Annotated in this window: 19 protein-coding genes and 1 pseudogene; 8 read left to right on the top strand and 12 right to left on the bottom strand. The window is 68.3% G+C overall.

What is annotated here, in order from left to right; genetic code table 11:
• Positions 1-1,054: 1,054 nt before the first annotated feature.
• The 4 genes from mftG to mftA all read right to left on the bottom strand — a co-directional run bounded on the left by mftG (position 1,055) and on the right by mftA (position 5,745).
• On the bottom strand, positions 1,055-2,512 hold the full coding sequence (gene mftG / locus AB0H42_RS32230; protein ID WP_357062860.1) for a mycofactocin system GMC family oxidoreductase MftG: 1,458 nt from the start codon (positions 2,510-2,512) through the stop codon (positions 1,055-1,057).
• An 18-nt stretch (positions 2,513-2,530) separates the two neighbouring features.
• A complete protein-coding gene (mftF, locus tag AB0H42_RS32235) occupies positions 2,531-3,931 on the bottom strand; it encodes a mycofactocin biosynthesis glycosyltransferase MftF (protein WP_357062862.1) in 1,401 nt (466 codons plus the stop codon).
• 193 nt (positions 3,932-4,124) lie between these two features.
• Positions 4,125-5,630: a mycofactocin radical SAM maturase gene (mftC, locus tag AB0H42_RS32240; RefSeq protein WP_357062864.1), complete on the bottom strand. Its 1,506-nt coding sequence runs from the start codon at positions 5,628-5,630 to the stop codon at positions 4,125-4,127.
• Between the two features lie 16 nt (positions 5,631-5,646).
• Positions 5,647-5,745: a mycofactocin precursor MftA gene (mftA, locus tag AB0H42_RS32245; RefSeq protein WP_308212423.1), complete on the bottom strand. Its 99-nt coding sequence runs from the start codon at positions 5,743-5,745 to the stop codon at positions 5,647-5,649.
• A gap of 406 nt (positions 5,746-6,151) precedes the next feature.
• Here mftA and mftR2 point away from each other — a divergent pair, with 406 nt between their 5' ends.
• On the top strand, positions 6,152-6,802 hold the full coding sequence (gene mftR2 / locus AB0H42_RS32250; protein ID WP_357062865.1) for a mycofactocin system transcriptional regulator MftR2: 651 nt from the start codon (positions 6,152-6,154) through the stop codon (positions 6,800-6,802).
• A gap of 67 nt (positions 6,803-6,869) precedes the next feature.
• Entirely contained in the window at positions 6,870-7,925 is a 1,056-nt protein-coding gene (locus AB0H42_RS32255) for a ferredoxin--NADP reductase (protein WP_357062866.1), read from the top strand.
• Positions 7,926-8,178: 253 nt separating this feature from the next.
• Here the strand turns inward: AB0H42_RS32255 and AB0H42_RS32260 are convergent, their stop codons facing one another.
• Together AB0H42_RS32260 and AB0H42_RS32265 are read right to left on the bottom strand one after the other, a co-directional pair.
• Positions 8,179-9,444 (bottom strand): FAD-dependent oxidoreductase, encoded by a 1,266-nt coding sequence (locus AB0H42_RS32260; protein WP_357062868.1) that lies wholly within the window; start codon positions 9,442-9,444, stop codon positions 8,179-8,181.
• Positions 9,445-9,451: 7 nt separating this feature from the next.
• On the bottom strand, positions 9,452-10,723 hold the full coding sequence (locus AB0H42_RS32265) for an MFS transporter (RefSeq protein WP_357062870.1): 1,272 nt from the start codon (positions 10,721-10,723) through the stop codon (positions 9,452-9,454).
• Between the two features lie 170 nt (positions 10,724-10,893).
• Here AB0H42_RS32265 and AB0H42_RS32270 point away from each other — a divergent pair, with 170 nt between their 5' ends.
• Positions 10,894-11,775 carry a LysR family transcriptional regulator gene (locus AB0H42_RS32270; protein WP_357062872.1) on the top strand — a complete coding sequence of 294 codons (882 nt, stop codon included), beginning with the start codon at positions 10,894-10,896 and terminating at the stop codon, positions 11,773-11,775.
• 177 nt (positions 11,776-11,952) lie between these two features.
• Here the strand turns inward: AB0H42_RS32270 and AB0H42_RS32275 are convergent, their stop codons facing one another.
• Both AB0H42_RS32275 and AB0H42_RS32280 read right to left on the bottom strand, forming a co-directional pair.
• Complete coding sequence (locus AB0H42_RS32275) at positions 11,953-12,711, bottom strand: aspartate/glutamate racemase family protein (RefSeq protein WP_357062874.1); 759 nt, start codon at positions 12,709-12,711, stop codon at positions 11,953-11,955.
• A gap of 9 nt (positions 12,712-12,720) precedes the next feature.
• Entirely contained in the window at positions 12,721-13,920 is a 1,200-nt protein-coding gene (locus AB0H42_RS32280) for an FAD/NAD(P)-binding oxidoreductase (RefSeq protein WP_357062876.1), read from the bottom strand.
• A gap of 347 nt (positions 13,921-14,267) precedes the next feature.
• On the opposite strand from AB0H42_RS32280, the gene AB0H42_RS32285 reads away from it, so the two are divergent.
• Together AB0H42_RS32285 and AB0H42_RS32290 are read left to right on the top strand one after the other, a co-directional pair.
• Positions 14,268-14,624, top strand: a complete 357-nt coding sequence (locus AB0H42_RS32285; protein WP_357062878.1) for an SPW repeat protein — start codon at positions 14,268-14,270, stop codon at positions 14,622-14,624.
• A 321-nt stretch (positions 14,625-14,945) separates the two neighbouring features.
• On the top strand, positions 14,946-17,048 hold the full coding sequence (locus AB0H42_RS32290) for a hypothetical protein (RefSeq protein WP_357062880.1): 2,103 nt from the start codon (positions 14,946-14,948) through the stop codon (positions 17,046-17,048).
• Positions 17,049-17,058: 10 nt separating this feature from the next.
• Here AB0H42_RS32290 and AB0H42_RS32295 read toward each other — a convergent pair whose 3' ends face one another.
• Complete coding sequence (locus tag AB0H42_RS32295) at positions 17,059-18,066, bottom strand: WYL domain-containing protein (protein ID WP_357062882.1); 1,008 nt, start codon at positions 18,064-18,066, stop codon at positions 17,059-17,061.
• A 90-nt stretch (positions 18,067-18,156) separates the two neighbouring features.
• On the opposite strand from AB0H42_RS32295, the gene AB0H42_RS32300 reads away from it, so the two are divergent.
• The 3 genes from AB0H42_RS32300 (at position 18,157) to AB0H42_RS32310 (ending at position 21,699) form a co-directional block, all read left to right on the top strand.
• The gene (locus AB0H42_RS32300; protein WP_357062884.1) at positions 18,157-19,401 is read left to right on the top strand and encodes an FAD-dependent monooxygenase; all 1,245 of its coding nucleotides are present in this window, start codon (positions 18,157-18,159) and stop codon (positions 19,399-19,401) included.
• Positions 19,402-19,558: 157 nt separating this feature from the next.
• Positions 19,559-21,145, top strand: coding sequence for an FAD-dependent monooxygenase (locus tag AB0H42_RS32305; RefSeq protein WP_357062886.1), 1,587 nt, complete (start codon positions 19,559-19,561; stop codon positions 21,143-21,145).
• Positions 21,142-21,699, top strand: a complete 558-nt coding sequence (locus AB0H42_RS32310; protein WP_357062888.1) for a TetR/AcrR family transcriptional regulator — start codon at positions 21,142-21,144, stop codon at positions 21,697-21,699. The genes AB0H42_RS32305 and AB0H42_RS32310 overlap by 4 nt, the downstream gene beginning before the upstream one ends.
• Positions 21,700-21,782: 83 nt before the next feature.
• Here AB0H42_RS32310 and AB0H42_RS32315 read toward each other — a convergent pair.
• The 3 genes and pseudogenes from AB0H42_RS32315 to AB0H42_RS32325 all read right to left on the bottom strand — a co-directional run.
• Positions 21,783-22,673, bottom strand: a pseudogene (locus AB0H42_RS32315) (elongation factor Tu); the annotation flags it as partial.
• 13 nt (positions 22,674-22,686) lie between these two features.
• Complete coding sequence (locus AB0H42_RS32320) at positions 22,687-23,601, bottom strand: SUMF1/EgtB/PvdO family nonheme iron enzyme (protein WP_357062889.1); 915 nt, start codon at positions 23,599-23,601, stop codon at positions 22,687-22,689.
• Between the two features lie 61 nt (positions 23,602-23,662).
• Entirely contained in the window at positions 23,663-24,442 is a 780-nt protein-coding gene (locus AB0H42_RS32325) for an aminotransferase class IV family protein (protein ID WP_357062891.1), read from the bottom strand.
• Between the last annotated feature and the right edge of the window lie 184 nt (positions 24,443-24,626).

Raw genomic sequence — 24,626 nt, forward strand, 5'->3', positions numbered from 1 at the left:
ACTTCGACTCCTCCGACACGACAATCCTTTCCGCTGAAGCAGGCCGCCTCAGCTTGTCGGATCACCGCCCCGCCCACAAGATCGCTGACAGTCCCCCGCATCCCCCATCTCGGGGGTGAGGAGCAGTGCGTTCATGCACCGAACCCGCTGGTTCCTCGACGGCCTTGCTCGTCGGTGGGTGGGGCCGACCCTGTGCCCGCAGCGCTGACGAACCACCCCTACAGGACACTGCAATCTATGTAGAAGACTTCTACATAGATTTCTTCTACATGAATCGAGCTTCATGCTCGTTCCGGCAGCCTTCTCTGGTCGGAGCCGAAAACCGTGCGTGCAGGTCAGAACTGCCGCTAAGCGCCGAGTTCGAGATGGTTGGCCGATCGGATCTCCCAGCGCGACGCGTGCACTCTGCCTGAACGGCGAGAACCGCTGTCCAGTAATTCATCGGGGTGACCGCGGGTCGATCGAAGTCGACAATTGTGGGTCGCGGGGAGTTCGCTGAGACTTCCGCACCCGGCGCCGTACCTTCCCCGTGTCCGGCGCCGGGTGCGGATTCTCGGGTGGCCGGATCACGTTGCCGCAGCGGGCCACCCGAGGGACCAGAGTACAAGCTCGCGGTCCGATTCCCGGGAGATCGACCCGGGGTGTCGAAAATGGGGATGCAATATTGCACGGTGCCGCTTGGTATTTCGACGGGCCGACCCCGGTGAGCTGTATCCCCGACCGATACAGCTCACCTGCCACACCGGTTGGCCCGGCGCAGGCAGTGGGGGTACGCCGATAGCAGTCGGCTATACCTCGGTGGCGGCGATTCGCTCCCGGGTGGCGGGCAATGTCCGGATGTCTGCACAGAGGCCGGTCCTGATCACCGACCGGCGAATCGCACCGGTGGAAAGTACCGCACCGGCCACGGCCGCGCCAGTGGGAGATTCGGGCTCTCGCGGGCTGCCGGGCGGCCGGGCCGCACGAGTTCGCCACCGATTAGCGCACCATCGACTGCTCCATGGTTCGAAATGCGCGGCGGAGCGTACAGGGAGGTGATCGAGGGGCCGGAGATTCAGCGCAACTCGCCGGTGGCCCGTTCCGCCAGCAGCACCACGGTCGCCTGCGGGCCCCGGCTCAGCGGTACCGGCACCACGGACAGATCCACCACCGACAACCCGTCTACCCCGTGCACCCGGAACCGCTCGTCGACCACCGCCCGCGGATCGTCCGCGCGTCCCATCCGGCAGGTACCCCCGAGATGCTGCGAGGTACCGAGACGGTCGTGCAGCCACCGATCCGAAACCGGGCCGATGGACCCCGCCGGTTCGGCCGCCATGGACCCGAGGAGCTGCCCGATGAGTTCCACCGCGTTGCGCAGGCGGGTCCGGTCGATCCCGGTCCCGAGGTAGCCGTGTTCGATCCGCGGCGCGGCCAGCGGATCGGCCGCGGTCAGCGCGATGGTGCCCGAACTGGTGGGCCGCATCAGGGTCACGCCCATCCGGTACACCCCCGGTGTGAACGCGACCGTATAGGGACGGATCTCGATATCGTCGAACTCCAGGACGTATTCCAGGGGGACGGACCGGCCCGCGGGCGCCGGATGCCGGTAATCGATCCCGATTTCGGGATGATCGGTGAGCCATCGCCCGACAGGTGCGTCGACGACCACCGGGATACCCAGCGCCGTCGACTCGGCGGCCGGTCCGATACCGGAACGCAGCAGCAGCGCCGCCGATTCGATCGCGCCCGCGCACAGCACCACCCGGTCGGCCCGGATCGTCTCCGGTTCGCCGCCGTGGCGGCAGTCGGCGCCGACCACCCGGCCGCCGCGGAAACGCAGCCGCGTCACGAGGGTTTCGCCCTGCACCGTCAGATTGGGACGCGACAGCGCCGGCAGCAGATAGGAATGCGCCGGCCCTATCCGATGGCGCCGTCCGGAGCCGTCGGGCGGCCCGACCGTGCACGGCACCGGGCCGACACCCGATTCGGGGCCGCCGGGCAGCGCGTTCCAGTCCGCCACCTCGCCGAATCCGAGCTCCCGGCAGGCCGTGCCGAACTCCTCGACCAGTCGGGTGGGCGAGCGCGTCCGGCGTACCGGGACCGGCCCCGCCCGGCCGTGGCCGGGGTGATCCCCATAGTCGTGATCGTTCTCCAGCGCACGGAAATAGGGCAGCACCGACTCGAAGTCCCACGAGCGGGTACCCACCTCCCCGCTCCACGCCGCGAAATCCCGGGCTGCGGCCCGGATGAAATAGGAGCCGTTCACCGACCCCGAACCGCCGATACCGCGGCCGCGCACGATGGTGCCCGGCCGGTCCGGCGTCAGGGCTACGGCATACCGCCACAGCCAGGCCGCCTGATCACCGAGCGGCAGGTCGGCACTGTCGGCGAGCTCCGGTGGGAAGTCGTCGGCCGAAGCCCAGTGACTACCCGCCTCCACCACCCGCACGGTATGTCCCGGATCCTCGCTGAGCCGGGCGGCCAGCACACATCCGGCGGTTCCGGCGCCGATGATCAGCGTGTCCACCATGCGGGTGACCTGCTCGGACTACTGGGGCGGGGCGGTGGGCTTCAGGGCGGCGGGGCTGCCCGCCCGGAGCGCGCCCAACCACAGGCCGGTGCCGTAGCCGATATCGTCGACCCGCCGGAACGCGATATAGCGCAGCGGATCCAGTCCGCCCGGCTCGCGATGGGTGTACCAATCGACCGCGCCCTCGGCCACCGCCAGCGACAGTGCGATCTGTCTTATCCGGCGGGAGAACAGCATGGCGGCCAGAGTTATCGGCCAGTAGTGCCGGCACATGGCCGAGGCGATCCGCCACAGACCGGCGAAGAATCCGCGGGCCACGTAGATCGCCGCGACACCGGTCGGGTTGTCGACGCCGGCGAACGCGCGCCGCAACCGGCGCAACGGCAGCAGCAGCGTGAGTCCGGCGCCCAGCGCACCCCAGCGGGTCCGGGTGGCCAGCAGCAACGCCGCCGCCGCGGTCCATTTCGGCACCTGTAGCGGCGACACCATTCCCGCGTGCCGGTCGCTGAGTGGGGCGGCGCCGGTACCGTAGAACATCTTGCGGCGGAACCAGTCCCGGAACGACACCCGGTGATCGTGGGCCACATGCGCGGCCGGTTCGTAGCGGGCCCGCCAGCCCGAGCGTTCGAGGCGCCAGCACAGATCCACATCCTCGGCGACCTGCATGGTCTCGTCGAAACCGCCCTCGGCCTCCAGCACCGAGCGGCGCACCAGCAGCGCCGCGCTGGGCACATAGGACACCACCCCGCGCGATTGCACCGCCGATTCGCGGCGGCCCAGGTCCAGCGAGGAGCGGGCGTGCTCGTAGCGCGCCAGCGTATTGGTCTCCGGGTCCAGCGCCACGATCCGCGGCGCGACCAGGGCGACCTGGGGGTCGCTGAAATGCCCGAGCATCACTTCGAGCCAGCCGCTGCGCGGTACCACGTCCGAGTCGAGGAAGGCCACGAACTGGGTCGTCGCCGCCCGTAGACCGGTGTTGCGGGCCGCGGCCGGACCGCGGCGCCGTTCGTGCCGCAGCACTTTCACCCGGCACCGGCCGGTGTGCTCGTCGGCGATCCGTACCGCGTCGTCGGAACCGTCGTCGACGACGATCACCGTATGACCACGCAGCACGGCCAGCAGCCGGTCCAGTCCGCCGGGATTGTTGTGCAGCGGGACGATGATCGTCACGTCCTCCGGCGACGGCAACAGCCGCGGCCGGGGATTGGCCACCCCGGAATCCAGTAGCCGTCTGGCAACCACCGCCGATTGCGGGCTGTTCACCTCGAGATAGCCGTCACCGATCATTTCGGCGGCCTCGGGAGCCAGGCGCAGCAATCGGGCAGGTGAACCTCCGATAAGGATTCGACCCCCCGAGTATGCGCGTACCCGTGGGTCGATCCGCACCCCGAATCCGTCGGGCAGGCGATCACTGCGCATTCCACGAATGGTAACTGCCGATTCGATACAAGACATCAGCAGTCCGGGAAAAAGTACTTCGAGCTGAAGAAATTCCCGGAATCACCGGAAGTTCGGGCATGAAATGAGTCACCACCGCTGTAGCGCGGGTATGAAAAGCCGCCCGGAGCAACGGTCTGGCTATCGTCGCTCCGGGTGGCTTTCCGGAAGGTGCTCACACGAGCGGACTCTCGTCGCATGCGCGTGCCGGACGCCGCGCCGGCGGCAGCAGCGTCAGCGGAACCGGGCCTCCGGAGCGCGCTTTGCGCGGGGCGCTCTTACGCGAATGGTCCACCGCCGGACGCGGGATCACCCGCCCGGTGGCGGCCAGCGCCGCTTCCCCGTAGCCCTGCACGCATTCCGGATCCGGGCCGTCGGCGGGCAGTCCGGTGAAGAACTTCGCCGCCATGCACCCGCCACGACAGGAGTCGTAGTGCGCGCAGGACGCGCAGGCTCCGCCGCCGCTGGGCTCCCGTAGTTCCTCGAACAGCGCCGATTCCCGCCACACCGTGGCGAAACCGCCGTCGGTGACCACGTTTCCGGCATGGAATTTCTCGTGGATGGCGAACGGGCAGGCGTAGACGTCACCCAGCGGATCGACCAGGCACACCACCCGGCCGGCCCCGCACAGGTTCAGCCCCGGCAGCGCCTGACCGTAGGCGGAGAGGTGGAAGAACGAATCCCCGGTGAGCACCCCGTCGCCGTTGCGGACCAGCCAGTCGTAGAGCGTGCGCTGCTGTTCCGGAAGCGGATGCAGTTCGTCCCAGACGTCCGCACCGCGACCCGACGGCCGGAGCCGGGTGAGCCGCAGGGTGGCGCCATAGCGGTCCGCGATCTCCTTGAACTGGTCGAGCTGATCGATATTGTGCCGGGTCGCCACCACGGACAATTTCGCGTCCCGGAATCCGGCGTCCGCGAGATTCTCCAGCGCCCGGATCGCCGTGGCGTAGCTACCCGGCCCACGGACCGCGTCGTTCACCTCGGCGTCGGCACCGTCCAGCGAGATCTGGACGTCGACATAATCGCTGGCGGCGAGCCGCTGCGCGACCTCCGGGGTGATCCGTACCCCGTTCGTGGAGAACTTCACCCCGACCTGATGCGAGGTCGCGTAATCGACCAGTTCCCAGAAATCCGGACGTACGGTGGGTTCACCGCCGCCGATGTTCACGTAGAACACCTGCATTCGCTGGAATTCGTCGATCAGCGCCTTGCACTGTTCGGTGCTGAGTTCACCGGGATCGCGCCTGCCCGACGAGGACAGACAGTGCACACACGAAAGATTGCACGCGTAGGTGAGTTCCCAGGTGAGGCAAATCGGAGCCGCCAGGCCCGATTCGAAACGGTCGACCAGCCGGACCGCCGGATCGGCCGGACCCACCCCGGTGAAGGGTGCGGGCTCGCTGAGCACCGCCGTTTCCGGCGCGCGCTGGATCATCTGCGAATCGGCCAGCTCGGTCAGTGCCCGCAGGTACGGGGCGGCGGCCGCGTCCTCGATCCCGGCAGCCCGGACGGCCGCCCGGGCCGAGGTGTGCCCGGGCAGGGAACGCACGATCTCGACGATCCGCGGATTCTTCAGGAACGACAGTTTGCGGGTCCCGAAGTGGTAGAGCAGCGCACCGAAGGGTTCCGGCCGCAGCGCCACCCGGGGATGCAACTGCCAGCGGTTTTCCAGATCGAGCATGGTTGGCTCCCGCCGGTCAGTAGACGCCGCACATACCGTCGATGGACACCTCTTCGATCAGCGATTCCTCGATCACGGGCGCGGTGCCGGCCGCCTCGGTGTCGACGGTTGCGATCGGGCCGCGGTGATCGGTTTCGGCCGGTCCGAAGGAGCGGTTGTCCGCCATGGCTACCTCCACAGATTGGTGCCTGCGCCGGCTCGATGCCGTGGTGACCCGCCCGCCGCGGCGCCGCTGGGGATACCGCCGGTGAGCCCCGGCACAGCGCCGGCGCCGCGGTCGCCCGGTGCGACCGCAGTCACACCATAACGTCATCCACTGACAAAATGGAATACTTTTCGGGTAATGTCCACGCTCACGCCGAAACGCGACCTCCAGGCGTACCTCCGCCTCCGCTCCGGCCATGCGCGTCCGCATGCCCCGGTTCCGCTCACAGCCCCGTCCGGTGTGGCCCTAGACTGCGGGGGCAGAGCAGCTGAACAGAACGTGACGAGCGGGTGCCGCTCGACGTGTAGAGGTGGCAATGGGAGTCGTGCGAATGCAGACGAGCGGGGGTGGGGGCGGTAACGGCAGCACCCTCTCGGAGACCGAGATCGTCGAGGCGGCACTTCGGGTGGTGCGCGCCGACGGGGTGGAGAAGTTGTCCATGCGGCGACTCTCCCGTGAGCTCGGCGTCTCCCCCATGGCGCCGTACTACTACGTCGCCGACAAGCGCGAGCTACTGGACCTGGTGGCCAGCGCGGCGCTCGCCGGGGTGCGCAAACCGCCGCCCGACGCGGGCCCCTGGCAGGACCGCTTGGTCGATCTGCTGGCCCAGATCGACGAACGGCTGCGCCGGCACCCCGGGCTGGGGGATGTACTCATCGAGCAGATGCTCGGGAAACAGCTCGACCTGATCGCCGGGATCATGGAGATCCTCTACGAGGCCGGGTTCGACGACCGCAATGTCCTGGCCGGTTACGCCACGATCCACACCTACCTGTTCGGCCGCCGCCGGGTGAATCCGCGCAACCTCGACACCCCGCCCGATGTGGTGATGCCGGAGCGAGTGGCCCGCGCAATGGAATACCTGCCCGATCTGCGCGGCAAGTATTCCTACGATTTCGGCGTGGGCGTCCTGGTTTCCGGCCTGGAGGGTCAGCTCGTCCGCCAACAATCCGCCGGCATAGGCTAAAATTGGAACACGTTCTAGTTTTGCCGTAGGCTCGAAGCCACCGGCCACAGTGTTTCGAGAGGACGAGATGACCACCGTCGAAGTGCCCCATGGCTCGCGATCCGTCGTATTGCGGGTCGCTCAGGTCATCGCGGAAACCACCGACGCGAGCTCGCTGGTCTTCGAGGTCCCCGAGCAGGCGCGGGAGAAGTTCGCGTACCAGCCCGGCCAGTTCCTCACCCTGCGCATCCCCAGCGACCGCACCGGATCGGTGGCGCGCTGCTATTCGCTGGCGAGTTCGCCCTTCACCGACGACCTACCCAAGGTCACGGTCAAACGCACCAGCGACGGGTACGGCTCCAACTGGCTCTGCGACAACATCAAGCCGGGTGACCAACTCGAGGTGTTGCCGCCGTCCGGGGTGTTCACCCCGAAAGACCTCGACGAGGACCTGCTGCTGTGCGCGGCGGGCAGCGGTATCACCCCGGTGATGTCCATTCTCAAATCCGCGCTGGCGCGGGGCGGCGGCAAGATCGTGCTGTTCTACGCCAACCGCGACCCCGAATCGGTGATCTTCGCGAGCGAACTGCGCGAACTGGCCGAGAAGAACCCGCAGCGGCTGGTGGTGGTGCACTGGCTGGAAACCCTGCAGGGCCTGCCGGCCGTGCCGGCGCTGTCCGAACTGCTGCGGCCCTACATCGAGTACGCGGCCTTCATGTGCGGTCCGCGGCCCTTCATGGACGGGGTGCACGACGCCCTCACCCGGCTCGGGGTACCGCGCGGCCGCACCCACGCCGAGATCTTCAACTCGCTCGCCGGTGACCCGTTCGCCGAAACCGCCCCGGCCGCGATCTCGGAGGAGGAGGCCGCGGACGCGGCGACCGTGGAGGTCGAGCTGGACGGTGAAACGCACAACCTGAGCTGGCCACGGAAACAGACCCTGGTCGACATCATGCTGGACAAGGGCATCGATGTGCCCTACTCCTGCCAGGAGGGCGAGTGCGGGTCCTGCGCCTGCACGGTGCTCGAGGGCAAGGTCGAGATGGCGAACTCCGAGATCCTCGATCCCGAGGACATCGAGAACGGATACATCCTGGGCTGCCAGGCCCGCCCGGTCACCGACCACCTGCGTATCCAGTTCTGATCGCCCGCCCGAAGGGGCTCGCTCACACCGAGAGGTCGCGGGCGCGGTTGCGCGTCGACCGGTGCCCGTGCACCACAGAAATTTCCCGAGCGACGCGCATGCGGCGGCGGCCACCCCGTCGTCCGGAGTTGCCGGACGATTCGGGGCCGCGGGGTTGCGCCGGCACCTCGCAACCACGGATTTCTCGTCGCCGGTGCGATTCGCCGGTCGGCTGCCGGCCCGCCACCGGGACCGGTCCGCCGCCACCGGCCTGTCAGACCGGCACTGGCTCGGGTAGCCGGGCCCCTTGACGCTGGAGTTCCTCGCGCACGCTCGCGGTGGTGACCTCGCCGTTTCGGGCCTGCTGCGCCGCCGCGACTCCCGCCGCGTGCCCGGTGGCGAAGGCGGTGCCCATGACGCGCAGCGACGCGCCGGCCTGCCGGTCACCGTCGAGGGTTCGCCCGGCGGCGTAGAGATTATCCGTGCCGACACTGCGCAGGCAACCGAGCGGAATCGGATAGAAGCCGGGATCGCCGATGAACTTCCAGGTGGATGGGATACCCGGGCCCGGGTGGTACTCCATCGGCCAGGCCCCGATCGCGACCGCGCTCTCGGTGGTGTCCGGGTGGAGGATCTCCGCTTCACGCAGCCGATACCGGGTGACGATATGGCGGGATTCCCGGGTACCGAGTTCCGGGCCGGTGGTGACGATATAGGCGAGTTCGGCGCCGGGGATCGTCCGCACCACCGGCAGATACGCCTGGGCCTGCCGGCGGGCACTGATCTCGGCGCGAGTGGTGTCGGCGGCGGACCGGGCGTCGTAGCCCTCGTCCACCAGGTACATGATGACGTCGCCGGAGACCGGCATCCGGGCGACCAGACCCGACTCGGCCAGCAGACCGTCCACACCGGCGGCCTTGGCGCTGCGGACGGCCGCTCCGACGGTATCCACCGTGACCTCGGCATCGGGTGCGATACCGCCGAACCGCACGCCGAGGCTGCCGTTCTGGACCCAGCCGTCGGTGCCGTAACGGACTTCGGCCCCGGCATGGTGCGCGAGATCGGCGTCCCCGGTGGCGTCGACGAACGCGTCGGCGGTGAACCGGTGCACACCCTCGTGATCGGCGACCTCGACGGCGGTGATGCTGTCGCCCTCGGTATGCGCGCCGATCAGCAGGCTGTGCAGGCGGATATCGACCTCCGCTTCCCGGCACAGCTCGTCCAGCACGACCTTCACGTTCTCCGGGTCGAAGACCACGGTGACCGCGTTGAACCGGCGCGGCTCGCCGACCGCGCCGCGCGCCTTCAGCCGCCCTATCACCTCGTCGGCGATACCGAAGACGACCTGCCGCAGGTCGTCGCGGGTGTAGAGGCCGCAGTAGGTGACGACATTGCGGAGCGTCGCGGCGCCACCCAGGCACGGACCGCGTTCGATCAACAGGGTGCGGGCACCGGTCCGGGCGGCGCCCACCGCCGCGGCGATACCGGCCGATCCACCGCCCGCGACGATGACGTCGTAGTGGGTACTGCTCGGGGTCATACAGGGATCAGACCTTTCCATTGGTGGCGAGGATCAGCACATTGCCGTCGCCGGAGGCGGCGGCACCGGACGCGGATTCGCGGTTGTCGGCGTCACGGATGAAGAACATGGGGAGGATCGCCAGGCAGGGCCCCGCGGCGAGAACCAGGAAGACCAGCTGGAACGAGCCGCTCGCGGCGAAGACCAGGCCGACCACGGCGGGCACGATGGTGCTGCCGAGCTGCCAGAAGGCGTTCACCCCGCCGGTCGCCGTCCCGGCGAGTTCTGCCCCGGACAGGGTCGGGATCATCGCCATCATGACCGGGCTGTAGATGTAGGCGGTGATGCCGAGGAACGGCGCGATCCAGAGGAACTGGGTGGCGGTGGTGGCGAAACTGAAGACGATCAGGCAGGTGACGAATGCCGCCAGGATCGCGATCGTGAGCCGTCGGCGACTCAGCCCGAGCGCGTCACCGACCAGGCCGACCAGCGGTTTGGAGAAGACCGCCACCGCGCCGAAGATCACCACCACGGTGCCGGCGCGCACCGGATCGATACCGACGCCTTTGACCATCAGCAGATTCGACCAGGTGATGAATCCGTAGGTGCCCCACAGCGCGCCGAACCCGGCGAGCGCGATCAGCAGCAGGCCGCGATTACGCAGCAGCGGGCGCAGGTTCGGGCGGCTACCGGTTTCGGCCCGCGCCTCCACCAACGGGCCGGGGCGCAGCAGGATCAGGCACAGGACGCCGACGCCGATCGATGTGAGCCCGAACAGGTGATAGGAGGTGCGCCAGCTGTGCGATTCGATCATCCGGGGCACGACCGCGTTCGCGATCACCAGCCCGAGCGAGGTCGCGGTCATGAAGACACCCATCGCGAAGCCGCGCCGCTGCGGGGTGAACCAGCTGGTGAGGAGTTTGACGCCGCCGCCCACTTCGGCGCCTGCGCACAATCCGATACACGCCTGGAAGAGCAGGCCCATCGCATGGCTGTCGGCCTCGCCGAAGGCGAGCATGAACCCGCCGGAGAGCAGGATGCTCACCCCGACGGTCATCCGCGCGCCGAGCCAGTCGGCGACGAAACCGCCGATGGCGTTGGAGATCACGTAGCCGATGTAATAGGTGGTGGCGAAGACACCGAGGCCGGCGACCGCCACCCCGAGGTCCTCGCCCACCGAGCCTGCCGCCGGGCCCCAGGTGGCCCGGTCGACCGAGGTCATCGTGAAGGCGGCCCAGCAGAGGGTCAACACCACCCAGCGATACCGGGTGTCGGGTGTTGCGGGGGATATCGCGGTCACCGGAGGTCCTTTCGAATGAAGCCGGGGCACCGGCGCCCGCGATGCGTGCCGGCTGTGGTGCCCACCACAATGCAACCGCGTGGACGGCTCGTGATCCAATGCCACTTGGATGGCCCGGGTATGTCCTGAAGTTATGGCATACCGATCGGTTTGCGAAACGGGGAGCAACGGTGGAGCTACGACAGCTACGGTATTTCGTCGAGGTATTCGATCGCGGCTCGCTGTCCGCGGCGGCGAAGGCACTGCTGATCTCCCAACCAGCCCTCACCCGTCAGGTCCAGCAGCTCGAACGCGAATGCGGCGTGCCGCTCTTCGACCGGGTACCTGCCGGTATCGTGCCCACTCCCGCCGGAACCGCCCTGTATCAGCATGTCCTCACCCTGCTCCGCTACGCCGATACCGCGAAGGACGCCGCCCGGGAGGCCGGCCCGGTACGCGAGATCGTGCAGATCGGCCTGGCCCCCGGCCTACCGCCCACCTGGCTCGGGCAAATCATCGATACCGTACGCCTGGCCGTACCCCAGGCATACCTTTCGCTCACCGATGCGACCAGCACCGTCCAACTCCAGCAGCTACGCGCCGGACGGCTCGATATAGCATTTGTGCATGAACCGCCCTCGGGAGATCTGGTCCGGCACCGGGTTCTCGAGGAACCGTTCGGGTTCGTCGTCGATCCGCGAATCGAGGGCGAGTTCACCGGCGATATCTGCCCGCTGAGCGCCCTCGACGGTATGGACGTTCTCGCGCACGCCCGCGACCAGGTCCCCATCGGCCACGATCGGCTCGTATCCGCGGCCCATGAGGCCGGGATCAGACCGCGGTGGCATTTCGCCAACTACACCGAGAATGCGCGGGCCTGTCTGCACGCCACAGGAGCGAACGGGGCGATCCTGAGCCGCACCACCGCGGGCCGCTTACTGCCCGGATGGGTGTGGCGGCGGCTGGTCGACCCGCCGATCACCATGCAAACCTGGATCGTGCGCCAGCCGGTGGCCCGCGGCACCGTCACCGCGGTCGCCGACACCATCGCGGGCTCCTTCGGCATCGACTGAAACGGCACGGAGCGGCCCCCGCGCTCGTCCGCAGGGAGGCCGCTCGGAGGGCCGTGCGCCGGAACCGGACCACTCGGAGGGCCGTGCGCCGGAACCGGGCAGCTCGCGGACCGCGGCGCGGAGGCCGACCCTTACTTCCGCGGCCGGAGAATCACCTGTACGCCCGTGCAGGCGGCCCTACCGAGCCCCCAGGATGCGGCCGGACTCGTACGCGGCCGCGCCGGGCGGCAGCACTCCGGGCCGGCCGCTCAGATACACCTGTACGGTCCCGTCACCGGTCGTCGCGCCCCCCAGCGCCTCCATCCGCCGCACCGTCTGCGCGGCGACGGCCTGCGCGCTGTCGAACAGCCGGACACCGGCGGGCAGCGCGGCGAGGATGCTGTCCACGATCAGCGGGTAGTGGGTACAGCCCAGCACCACGCCCTCGATATCGGCGGGCGTCCGGGCCGCCGCGTCCGCCACCGCCGCGCGCACCCCGGCCAGATCACCGCGGTCCACCGCTTCGGCGAGTCCGTGGCAGGCCACCCCGGTCACCTTCGCCTCGCCACCGAACCGCGCGATCAGATCCGCCTGGTAGGGGCTGGCCGTAGTGGCCGCGGTCGCCCATACGGCCACCGACCGGCAGGCCGCCGCGGCCGGTTTGATAGCCGGGACCGTACCCACCACCGGGATCGCGGCGCCCAGATCGGCCCGGACGTGTTCGAGCGCGGTCACGCTGGCGGTGTTGCACGGCAGCACGACCACCTCGGCGCCCAGGTCACGCGCGGTGCGTCCGGCCGCGACCACCCGGTCGATCATCCAGTCCTGTGGTTTGGGGCCCCACGGCGCCCCTTCGGGGTCCAGCTGCAGCAGCAGGTCCACATCGGGGCGCAGCTTGCGCAGCCACGCCGCGGTGGGCAGCAACCCGAAACCCGAATCGATGAGCGCGACGATCACCCCCACAGGTTATTGAGTCGCGCCGAGCAATTCCTCCACCGGGGCGGCCGCGGCGATCTTGGCGCGCATCTTCATCACCTGCCCGGTCATCCCGGCGCCCACCACTCCGGACAACCGGCCCTCGCGGAAGTAGTAGGCGAGGAACTTGCGGCCGTCGTCGGCGAGGACGCGGATATCGTCGGTCGCGCGCGGCGTACCGAGCGCCTGCAACTTCAGGTCGTACTGATCACTCCAGAAGTACGGGACCTGCGGGATACCCGGCGCCGCCACTCCCAGCAGGGCGCAGGTCAGCAGCTTGGCCTGTTCCCCGGCATTGGTCCAGTGCTCGATCCGGCGATGTTCACCCGTGGGGGTCCGCCACGCCGCCACATCGCCCACCGCCCAGACGCCGGGCACACTGGTCCGCCCGGCCTCGTCGGCGAACACTCCGCCGCCGGCGGTCGGTTCGGCCAGTTCGATCCCGGACCCGGCCAGCCAGTCGGTCACCGGACGCGAGCCGATACCCGACACCACCAGGTCCGCGGTCACCTCGGATGTGTCGGCCAGCCGCGCGCCGCGCACCCTGCCCGCCGGATCGGCCAGCAGTCCGGCCACCCCGACCCCGCAGCGCAGATCCACACCTTCGGCCCGGTGCCACCGGGCCACCAGTTCGCCGAGCTCCGCGCCGAGCACCCCGGCCAGCGGGGCGGGCTGCGGTTCCACCAGCACCACGGGCACGTTCTGCGCGCGCAGGCTCGCGGCCAGTTCACAGCCGATGAATCCGGCGCCGATCACCAGGGCCGCGGTGGTGTCGCGCAACCCCTCCCGGATCGCGACCGCATCGTCGTGGCTGCGCAGCACGTGGACCCCGGTCACCTCGTCGGCGCCGGGCAGCAGCCGGGGCCGCAGCCCGGTGGCGACGACCAGGTGCTCGTAGGCGACCGTGGAACCGTCGGCCAGTCGCACCTGCTTGGCGTCGGTGTCCACGCCGGTCGCGGCCGTACCCAGACGCAGGTCGATCTGCTTCTCGTCGTAGAACCCGTCCGGACGCAACGGGGTCGCGGTGGTTTCGCCGCGGACGAACTGTTTGGACAGCGGCGGACGATCGTAGGGCGCGCGCGGCTCGTCACCCAGCAGCACCAGCTCGCCCTCGTACCCCGCGCGGCGCAACTCCTCGGCGGTGCGTAATCCGGCCAGGCCGGCACCGGCTATCACGATAGGTGCGGACATACCGAACTCCCTCCCCGCGGCACCCGGCGCCGCGCCTGGAACAGGTTACAAAAATTTGTGTAGCCCACCCTAACAAGCACAGCTGGGCGAAGCCCATCCCCAATCCGACCGGCCGGAGCGAACGCGAGCGCACGGCCGGAGCGAACGCGGAGGTACGCAGGGAGCGCACGGCCGGAGCGAACGCGGAGGTACGCCCGGCTTTCCGGCTCCGCGGCGGAAGCGCGTCCGCTGCGCATCGTTTCGCCGCGCAATCGTGTCCGTTGCGATATCGACCGGTCCCGGCCGGACACGCTATACCGAGGTCAGGCCCTGTCTACGGACCTGTTTCCCAGTTTCAGGAGGCCATTATGTTCACAGAAAGCCGGACTCAGGATTTCCTGGCCGTGGTGCTCGGTGTCTTCACCGCCCTCTCTCCGATCTGGGTGGCGACCAACGACCGGGCAGTGTGGACGATGATCGTGCTCGGAGCGCTCATCGCACTCACCGGACTCGCCCAGATGTACCGGCCCGCGATGGCAGCGGCCGACTACGGAATGGCACTGTTCGGCGCACTGCTGTTCATCGCACCGTGGGCCATGAACTACACCGGCTACAACGGAGCGTCGTGGACGTCGTGGGTCGTCGGACTCGTCACCGTCGTAGTCGCCGTGGCGGCACTACCGGCGGTGGCCGGCCGGATGCACGGGGCCGCGACACACCACTGAACCGCACCCACCTCGACGAGCTGCCCGTCGGCCGAGCCCGGCGGGCAGACTCATTTGCGCCATCGACACCACCGGGAAAATTTCGAGGGGACCCGACAGACCCGGCGCGCAGCGGGCCTCCGAGGCACCGTTCTGCGCCGGTTTCCGCACATCCCGCCGTCCGGGCACGTCAGAGCCGCGTACCCGGATGTCCCGGACGCGGATCCGCGCGCCGGCCGGTCTCCACCGGGCTGTAATACTGATCACCGCGGACGGCTCACGCACCATTCATGGGCTTCGCACACTAGAACGAAATCCACCCCGGCGGGTAAGAATGGGCCCATGGATGCCGAAAATGCCAGCCTCGGAGACGAACGTCGCGGCCGCCAGGAGGAGTACGGCCGCGCGCAACAGAACTCCGAGTCGAGGGGCTTCGCCGGCTTCGGATCGAACGAATTCGATTCGGCGAATGGAACGAACGGCGCCACGAACCGATCCGATTCCGTACCGGATCACGGTTATACGTGGACCCCCGCACCACCGTCCACTCCCGCGCAGAACCAGCACAGCACCGGCGGATCGGCGGCATTGGACCCGTTCGCCGCCTGGAACACCCCCGGAGTCATCGGCGACACCGCCGCTGTCGGCGTCATGACATCCGGTAACCAGGAACCGGATTCCCGTTTCAGTACCTCACCGACGGATCCGTCCCAGTTCCCCGCACCTCCCGACGATCCCAACGGACCGGATACCACCGCGCTGTCCGCCCGGCACAGTGCCGGACCCGTGAGCGATCCCGGACGAACGGATCCCGGGGCGTTGCCACGAGTCTCGCCGCCGGGCTCCGGCCAGGCCGGCGATCACGCGGCCGCACTCGCCTCCTCGGCGCGCATCCCCGCGCCCGGATCGCCGTACGCGGCCGAGTTGCCGCCGTCCGCCGATTCCACGGCCGGCCGACCCGATTCGTTCTCCGTCCCGACCACTCAATTACCCACGTCGGGCTCGTTGGAGGCCGCCTATCCGCTGCCGCCCGAGACACCACAGCGACCCGACGCCTACGGCGATCCGTCCGCGGACACCGGGTCGCTGCCGAGCTGGCTCAGCTCGATCGGGGACGAACCGGTACCGCACCCGCTGGAAAGCGGCGGACGGCGCCGCAGACTCGATTTCACCGAATCCGGCGCACCCGCCGAGGCTTTCAACCCGTTCGAGGACCAGTATGCGCCCGGGCAGGAGGAGATCCCCGCGTCCGCGGTCACCGATACGTACGCGCTGTCCGGGGCTCCGATCGAGGAGCGTGAGACCGCGCTGGACGGTAATTCCGCCGCCCCGCCGGAACTGCCGTCGCGTGGACTGCCCACCCGTAGCCCCCGCGGCCGCACCGCTGCCGGTCCGGGCGGCGAGGAGGAATCCACCGCTCCATCGCTGCCGGCCCGGCGCCTGCCGCGATCGGCGGCCCGGCACGCCCCCGCCCCGGCCGACGAGACGCACACGCTGGCGCCCAACGCCCACGAGGCGCTTCCGGCGAACGCGGTGAGCCTGCCGGAACCGGCGGAGATCGGCGACCCGTCCGATGCCGCGGACAGCGAACGCGAACTGCCGGCGCCGCGTCGGTTGCCGCGGACCGCGGCCCGGTACAACACCGACGACGAACAGCCGGGCGCCCACGTCGATCAGCAACCCGCGCTGCGGATCGCGGCACAGCCCGAGGAAGCGGACCCGGCCGACGAGATCGGCGCGCATACCGCTCCGCCACGACTGACCCCACCGGACGGCACCCCGATCCTCGACCGGCTGCTGGAGCCCGAACCCGCGCACGGTATCGACTCCGGCGACGAATCCGGCGCGCCGGTGGCCGAATTGCTCACCCGGATCCTGGAGTCCGAGGATCCCCGGCACTCCGGACCCGACGAACCGGCCGAGGAGGCACCGGAAACCACCGCCGCAGCCGTATCGCCGCTGACCCTCGTACCCGACGCCGCGGGCGAGCCGGCCCCGGAATCGGGTGAGGGAACCGATTCCCGGCCGCCGCTGGAAACACGCCGCTCCCGGCGGGCGCGTGAGGCGGCCGAGGCCGAGGCCGCCAAGTCCGCGGCGCCGGACCATCCGGAGGCGGCACTGCCGGGCCCCGAACCGGAACCGGAACCAGCGCTGCCGGCTGCCCGGCGCCCGGCCCCGGTGGAGGACACCACATCCCGGCACGGCCGCAGTGAGGAAGGCGCCGATATAGATATCCACCTCATCATGCGTTTGCTGACCGCGAGCGATGATCTCGAAGTCCTGGCCGGACAGGCGGAGACGGGCGAGGTGTCGGCCGCGGAGGTGGCCCGCGCCGCACGCGAGGCCCGGGCCGCGGTGCTCTCCGCGGTCACCGCCTGGTACGGCGGCCCGGCTCAGATGGTGAAGTTCGCCAACGCCCTGCTCCAGGCCGCCCGCGAAACCTGACCCGACGTAGTCACGTCGGTTCGGCGTCTCCGGCCACGGCCTGCCACCGTCGCACCAGCCGGCGGCAGGCGGCCACCAGTTCCGGGGGCTCCACCTCGGCGAGGTCGGTATCGAATGTGGCGAGCAGTCCCGCGACACCGGCCCAGGACCAGGCACCGACGGTGAGCCGGCAGTGATCGGAATCGAGGTGCTCGACAACCGATCCGCCGGGCGCCCAGCGCGCGACCGTCTCCGCCGGCAGCTTCAGCCGCGCGCTTCCGGTGCACTCCCACGCGGCCGGCGTGTCCCCGCGGTCGTGGGTGCTCATGACCAGGCCGGCGAGATCGCCGCCGGGCAGCTCGCGGGGTGTGAACCGGATACCCGTGGGCGGGTGCAGGTAGAGGCGGTCGAGTCGGCGCACCCGCCAGCCGACGTCGGCATGGTCGTATCCGACCAGGTACCACCGGCCCGCCCAGACCACCAGGTGATGGGGTTCGATGCGCCGGGCCGGCGCGAACTCGGCGGTACCGGGGGCGGGGCGGGTGCCGTCGGGCCCGCGGAGTTCGACGATGAGCACTTCGTGACGGCGTACGGCACTGCCCGCGGCCTGCAACGCGGCCGCCGCGATGGGTTGCGCCGGAAACTCCCAGTAGTTCTGCAAACTCGTCAGCCGCAATGCTTCCACGGCCGCTCGCAGCCGGACGGGCATGACCTGTTCGAGTGCCTCCAGGGCCCGTTCGGTGTCGGCGGCGAGGCCGGACACCGTGGTCGGGGCGGTTTGTAGCGCGACCGCGACCGCGAGCGCTTGATCCTCGTCGAACTGCAGCGGGGGCAGTGTGTGGCCCGCCCCGAGCCGATAGCCGCCTGCCGGTCCGCGCAGCGTGACGACCGGATAGTCGAGCGAGCGCAGTGTTTCGATATCCCGCCGGACGGTTCGCTCGCTGACCTCCAGCCGGGCGGCGAGCGCACCGAGCGACCAGCTCCGTCGAGTGGCGAGCAGCGACAGCAGGCGCAGTGCGCGCCGGGAGGTATCGGCCACCGTGCCAAAGTAGTGGACATTCGACGGCCACTACCAATGGCAGTGTCGGGCCGGAAATCGTCCGACAACAGCTCGAGGAGCCGGAACACAGTGCGCATCATCATCGTCGGAGGCGGAATCGGCGGCCTGGCGCTGGCCGCCGGACTACGCCGGCATGACTTCGAGGTATCGGTCTTCGACCGCGATCACGACGTCGCGGAGACCGGGGGTTATCACATCACGCTCGACGGCCGCGCACAGGCGGCGCTCCGGGAAGTCGTCGCACCGGAGATCTTCGAACGGCTCTTGCGGTCGGCGTCGGCGTTGCGGCTGCGCGACCGGGACGCGCTGTGGGACCGGCACGGGCGCCTACTGGCGTACGGGCCGCGGCTCGGTGACAGCCCGAGCGTGGATATCGACCGCATCACCCTGCGGACCATTCTGGCCGACGCGGTCGGACCCGACCTGCAGCTGGGCCGGACGGTCACCGCGATCGCCCGCGCCGCGAACGGCGAACCGTCCGCGGTATTCGCCGACGGACCCGCGTGCCGGGGTGATCTCCTGGTAGGCGCGGACGGCGCCCACTCATCGGTCGCCCGGTATCTGGCGGGCCGACCCACCAGCGAACCCACCGGGATAATCGGTTTCTCCGGCCGGACCGGCGCCGAAGACCTCGGCATATCCGAGCGGCAACGGCTCGGATCGCGCTCCAGCATGGCGATCGGCCCGCACGCCACGGCGCTGTATACCGGTTTCCTCGACCCGGTGGGCAACGCCGTGCTCGACGCGCCCCAGGGCCGGGAAGCGGTCACCACCGGACCGGCCTATATCTGGGGCGCGATGTTTCCCGAGTCCACCGCCACCGATGCGATGCGCACGCTCCGCGGCACCGCACTGCGGTCCGCGCTGCTCACCGCCCTCGGCCGCCGCGGCTGGAGCCGGCGCACTCTGGAGGTCATCGAACGAGCCGAGGCCGCCAGTATCGCCGCCTTCCGCTTCAACGCGGCGTCGACCCGGGCCCAGGACCTGGCCCCGTGGGCCGCCGGCTCTGTCACAGCGCTCGGCGACGCCGTCCACGCCACCCCGCCCACCGCCGGTATGGGCGCCGGAGCCGCTATCCGCGATGCCGCGAGTCTGGTCGCGAACCTGTGCTCGGTCGCTTCCGGTACGACCACGCTGCCCGTCGCCGTGAGCCGCTTCGAGGCGGATATGCGGGTACGGGGAAGTGAGGTACTCACTTCGGCCATGCGGACCGTCCGCTGGATGCGAGCCACCGATACCCGGCTCGGAGCAGCTGCCACCGCGACGGTGACCCCGGTGCTGGCCGCCGCCAATATGCTCGCGCGCCGGCACTGAGCCGACCGTCCGGCAGCAGAAGCCCGAGCCTACCGGGCCGGAAACCAGTGAGCGGGCCGCTTCTCAGGGGAAGCGGCCCGCTCAGTAAGAGCCTTGTCCTATTCGATGATCTTCGTGACGTTACGACCTGGCGGCGCTACCACTTCCACTGGCCGACATGTACCATCTGGTACATGTCGATCGACTCTACCGCTTTCAGCGGTTGTATCCATTGGAGGGCGCGGTGAGCGTTCTCGTGGTCGGCTCAGGTCCGACCGGTATGGTGACCGCGCTCGTGCTGGCCGCCAATGGCGTGCCGTGTCGCGTGCTGGAACGGCGCACCCACCCGAGCGACGGCTCTCGGGCGCTCGGATTGCAGGCCCGATCGATGGAACTACTCGCCGGGCTGGGCCTTGCGGACGAGATCGAACGAGTTGCCTATCGCCTCAGCGGAGCATCCATCATGCGTGGCGACGTGGAGCTGTCCCGATTGACATGGGTACCTCCGCAAAGTCCCTACCCCTACACCTACGTCCTCCCGCAACCCGGGCTCGAAAGTGTACTCCGCAAGGGGCTGCGTGCGGCCGACGTGGAGATCGAGTACGGCGCAGAGGTGCAGAACATCGACCGCAACGACGAGTCTGTGGGTGTTCGGCTCGGTGATGGACGTGTCCTCGAATGCGAGTGGCTGGTAGGTGCCGACGGGGCCCGTAGCGCGGTACGCGAGGCGCTCGGCATCCCGTTCACCGGCGGCGCAACCGGTGAAACCTACTATCTCGGCGATATCGTCCTGGAATCGGAGATGTCTTTCCAGGACAGTGCCATGTGGCTCGGACCGGCCGGTCCGCTCATGCTGATGCGTCTGCCCGATGGCGACGGCCTCTGGCGAGTGTTCGCGGATATGAGCGATCGATCCCGTCGGGAGGAACTGCGCGAGCCCGGCATCACCGAACTACAACGCCTCGTCGACGAACGCGGTACCGGAGGTACGCGGATCACCCAGGTCGAGTGGACGTCGATATTCCGTACCCGGGTGTGCCTGGCCGATAAGTATCGGCGTGGTCGCGTTTTCCTGGCAGGCGATGCCGCCCACATCTTCCCCCCGTTCGGCGGGCAGGGAATGAATCTCGGTATCCAGGATGCCGTCAATCTGGCATGGCGGCTGGTGCAGGTGGAGTCGGGTGCCGCGCCGGATCTGCTCGACGGCTACGAAGCCGAGCGCCGGCCGGTGGCCGCGTCCACCATTCGCGACGTCGAGAGCCGGCGGCGTATGTACGCGCTGCGCAATCCCCTCGCTCGTTCCCTGCGCGACCTAGTACTCCGGCTCGGGGCCGGGATTCCGGGCGCCGCTCGGCAGGCAAGTCTGCGGAACTCCCAACTGGCGGTGAGTTACGGCGACGGGGCACGGTGGCCGTTCGGGCGGCGCCCGGCGATCGGTGACCGCGCACCCGACGCCGTCCTCGCGGACGGAACGGTGCACGACCGCCTGGCCGTCACGCATTTCACGTTGTTGCACTTCCGTTGCGGGAACCGAATCGACGGGCCCGGCGCACCCGCGGGGGCAGTCGACGCCACCGATCGGATGACCGTTGTACCGATCGATGACGAAACGGACCCGAAAGGCGAGGTACGCGAGCGGTATTCGATACGCGGCGAAGGGTTCGTCCTTGTCCGTCCGGACGGCCACGTGGCCTATCGCGGTAACGAAGCCACCGAAGTCCACCGCGCCCTCGCGCACTTCACGGGCAGCGACCGAGCGGTATGAGCAGTGCGCGGGAAGCCCTCCTCGACCGCGCGATCGCGTGGTTCACCGAACACGGCGTGGGTGATACGAGCATGCGGACCATCGCCGAGGGTATCGGTACCAGTCACCGAATGCTGCATTACCATTTCGGTTCTCGCGAGGGGCTACTGACGGCGGTGGTCACGGCGACGTGGGGGCAGCAGTACCGCGCTCTGGCGGACCTGCTCGAAGCATCCGCAGATCCCTATATTGCCGCTTACGCCCTCTGGGATCGAATGGCCGACCAAGCGGCACAGTTGGGACCGTTGTTCTTCGAAGTGGCAGCCGCAGCGATGCAGGGCAAGCCATGGGCTGCGCCTCTCGGGCAGTGGATCAGGGAATGGAAGAGCACCTTGGAAACACTGTTCGTCCGGGTCGGCCGAGGTCGGGAACAGGCCGCGCTGTCGGCACAGATGACCCTCGCGATGGCACGTGGGCTGCTGTTCGAGCTCGCGCTCACCGAAGGGAACGGCCGGGCCGCCGCGGATACCGCGATCCGTACTTTTCTCCAGTCGATCCGCACGCCCGGTGTGTGAACCCGGCGGCGCCGCTCCAACGTCGCGAAACGCAAAACGGCGCCGCTCCTCCGGAGCGACGCCGTTTCCAGCGATTCAGTGAATCACTTGATGATCTTCGTGACGCGACCGGCGCCGACGGTGCGGCCACCCTCGCGGATCGCGAAGCGCAGACCCTCGTCCATGGCGACCGGCTGGATCAGCTTCACCAGCATCTCGGTGTTGTCGCCGGGCATAACCATTTCGGTGCCCTCGGGCAGGGTCACAACGCCCGTCACGTCAGTCGTACGGAAGTAGAACTGCGGACGGTAGTTGTTGAAGAACGGGGTGTGGCGGCCACCCTCGTCCTTGGACAGGATGTAGGCCTGACCCTCGAACTCGGTGTGCGGGGTGGTGGTACCCGGCTTGATGACGACCTGGCCGCGCTCCACGTCCTCGCGCTTGATGCCACGGATCAGCAGACCCGCGTTGTCACCGGCCTGCGCGGTGTCCAGCATCTTGCGGAACATTTCGATACCGGTGATGGTGGTCTTGGTCATCTCCGGGCGGATGCCGACGATCTCGACTTCCTCGTTGAGGTTGACCACACCGCGCTCCACACGACCGGTGACGACGGTGCCACGACCGGTGATGGTGAAAACGTCCTCGATCGGCATCAGGAACGGCTTGTCGGTCTCACGCACCGGGTCCGGGATGGACTCGTCGACCGCGTTCATCAGCTCGATGATGGATTCGCTCCACTTCTCGTCGCCTTCCAGCGCCTTCAGGCCGGAAACGCGCACGACGGGGGCGTCCTCGTCGAACTCCTGCGAAGCCAGCAGCTCGCGGACCTCCATCTCGACGAGCTCGAGGATTTCCTCGTCGTCGACCATGTCCGACTTGTTCAGCGCGACCAGGATGTAGGGCACGCCGACCTGACGGGCGAGCAGCACGTGCTCACGGGTCTGCGGCATCGGGCCGTCGGTGGCCGCGACCACCAGGATGGCGCCGTCCATAGTGCCCGACCGGTCAGCTCTCAAGAGCAGCAGCGACACAGCGGAACCCAGTATCGTCATCGAGCATCGTTCGCGATGCATCGTTGAAGACAGCCGGTTCGCCTCTCTCGAAAGGGCTGGTGAAGGCCGAGCCTTTGAGCTGGTAGCGGTCGACCGTGGTCTCCGTCGCGGTCCACTCCCACGTGTTACCCACGAGGTCATAGATACCGAAGGGGCTCACTCCGCTGGCGTACGTATCCGCGCGTGTCGTGGTGCCGGGCCCGGCACCACGGACATTGCACTTGGCCGGAGTCGGCTGATTTCCCCAGGGCCATCTATTGCCGCGGGTGCCTCGGGCAGCCTTTTCCCACTGCTGACTGGTAGGCAAGGACTTATTGGCCCATGCAGCGTAATTCGCAGTGTCGTCCCAAGAAACCCAGACCACAGGATGATCGGCGACCTCACGATCGTGGGCCACTTCACCCCAATGTCGCGGCGGTGGATGATCGCACGCCGCGACGAAACGTGCATAGTCGGCATTGGTGGTCGGAAATACATCCATCCAGAATCCGGCCAGCCATGCCGGCTGATCTTGAGGTCCGGCAAGGAAAGTTCCCTCCGGTATCCAGGTCATCAACTTGCCGTCTATGGGATGGCGCAGACTCGAACGCGCCTCGGCAACCTCGGGATCTCGAGCCTCACTGACTACGCATGGAGATATCGCCTCGACGAAGCGAACGAGCTCGTCGTCTCTGAGGCGGGACAGGATCGTGTCGAGCGCCGCCTGATTGACCGGGCGCGGCCTGATGGTCGATCCGCCGGCTTCCCATCGGGAGATCACCCGGGGGTTCACCCCGATATGTGCGGCGAACTCGACCAGACTCATTCGCCGTGCCCCACGTAGAGCACGTGCTTCCGCTCCCGTCCAGTTTCGAATGACGATGGCCATCGGGCCTACACTCCCTTCCCCGAGCGGTGTGATCAGCGCCCCAACATCATGTTAAAGGTCATCAGACCTGTTGCGCTGGAACAGATTCGTATTCCGAGCGGAGCCGGAGGACTGTTGCCTGGTCTATCGGAAGCTCGATGTCATCGATTCGACCGATCGCGCGCACACCCACCGCCGCGTTGGTCGCGACGGCGCCGTCGACGTATGGCAACTCGGCCAAGCTGATCGGCTTGACAATGACTTCCTCGTCCAGCGTCTGGCTGAGTAAGCGCATCGTGACACCGGGCAGAACCTCTGCGTCCGGCCAGATGAGGTGACCGTCTGCGATAACGCCGATATTTGAAGTCGCAATTTCGCTGATCAGGCCGTCAGCCGTGGTGAAGAGGACATCGTCGGCGCCATCACGCTGCGCCAGTCGCCGTTGGTGCAAAGCACCGAATAGCCCGACATGTTTGGTCCTGGGTAGATCCCGACTGTATACCGCTGACCGAAGGGTGAGCGGAGACTCCGGCACAGGCGACGCCTCGCGCAATGTAACCAGAACCGCCGGGTCTGCATCGGCTCCCGGCCTGCCCAGTGTGATGGCCGGATCGAAGATGGTAACCCGTACGACTACTGCGGAATCAACGTCCATAAGGGCGTGCCGAATGAATGCGCGCACACGGTCGATATCGAGTTCGGCATCGAACACTGTTCGACAGTCTCGGACGAGCCGATCCATGTGCTGGGTGAGGCCACGTACAGCGCCGTGCTCCACCCGCATAGAAGTGAAGTGGCCATAGCCCACCAAACCCAGTGCGGCAATATCGGACTGACTGATCGGCGCCCCGTTGAGTTCCATGTGCTCAGTGTGTCACCCAGAAGCGCGAACGCGATCAGGACCGCCAGCCAAGGTCAGCGAAAGGTCAGTGCATTGCGACCGAACGCCAGTTCCGCATAGTCCGTTTCCCTCTGATCCTGGGTTCATCAGCACGGATGCGACTGAACCTACAAGAGTCCACCCAAGCTGTCCGGATACCACATTC

Origin of the sequence: Nocardia sp. NPDC050799, assembly GCF_040654015.1 — a bacterium.
Classification (GTDB): Bacteria; Actinomycetota; Actinomycetes; order Mycobacteriales; family Mycobacteriaceae; genus Nocardia.

Excerpts from the sequence above, each read along its gene's own strand:
- mftG (WP_357062860.1), bottom strand. The coding sequence starts at position 2,512 with ATGGTGGACACGCTGATCATCGGCGCCGGAACCGCCGGATGTGTGCTG.
- mftF (WP_357062862.1), bottom strand. The coding sequence starts at position 3,931 with ATGCGCAGTGATCGCCTGCCCGACGGATTCGGGGTGCGGATCGACCCA.
- mftC (WP_357062864.1), bottom strand. The coding sequence starts at position 5,630 with ATGCTCGATCTGGAAAACCGCTGGCAGTTGCATCCCCGGGTGGCGCTG.
- mftR2 (WP_357062865.1), top strand. The coding sequence starts at position 6,152 with ATGGGAGTCGTGCGAATGCAGACGAGCGGGGGTGGGGGCGGTAACGGC.
- AB0H42_RS32255 (WP_357062866.1), top strand. The coding sequence starts at position 6,870 with ATGACCACCGTCGAAGTGCCCCATGGCTCGCGATCCGTCGTATTGCGG.
- AB0H42_RS32260 (WP_357062868.1), bottom strand. The coding sequence starts at position 9,444 with ATGACCCCGAGCAGTACCCACTACGACGTCATCGTCGCGGGCGGTGGA.
- AB0H42_RS32280 (WP_357062876.1), bottom strand. The coding sequence starts at position 13,920 with ATGTCCGCACCTATCGTGATAGCCGGTGCCGGCCTGGCCGGATTACGC.
- AB0H42_RS32285 (WP_357062878.1), top strand. The coding sequence starts at position 14,268 with ATGTTCACAGAAAGCCGGACTCAGGATTTCCTGGCCGTGGTGCTCGGT.
- AB0H42_RS32290 (WP_357062880.1), top strand. The coding sequence starts at position 14,946 with ATGGATGCCGAAAATGCCAGCCTCGGAGACGAACGTCGCGGCCGCCAG.
- AB0H42_RS32305 (WP_357062886.1), top strand. The coding sequence starts at position 19,559 with ATGTACCATCTGGTACATGTCGATCGACTCTACCGCTTTCAGCGGTTG.
- AB0H42_RS32310 (WP_357062888.1), top strand. The coding sequence starts at position 21,142 with ATGAGCAGTGCGCGGGAAGCCCTCCTCGACCGCGCGATCGCGTGGTTC.
- AB0H42_RS32320 (WP_357062889.1), bottom strand. The coding sequence starts at position 23,601 with ATGGCCATCGTCATTCGAAACTGGACGGGAGCGGAAGCACGTGCTCTA.
- AB0H42_RS32325 (WP_357062891.1), bottom strand. The coding sequence starts at position 24,442 with ATGGAACTCAACGGGGCGCCGATCAGTCAGTCCGATATTGCCGCACTG.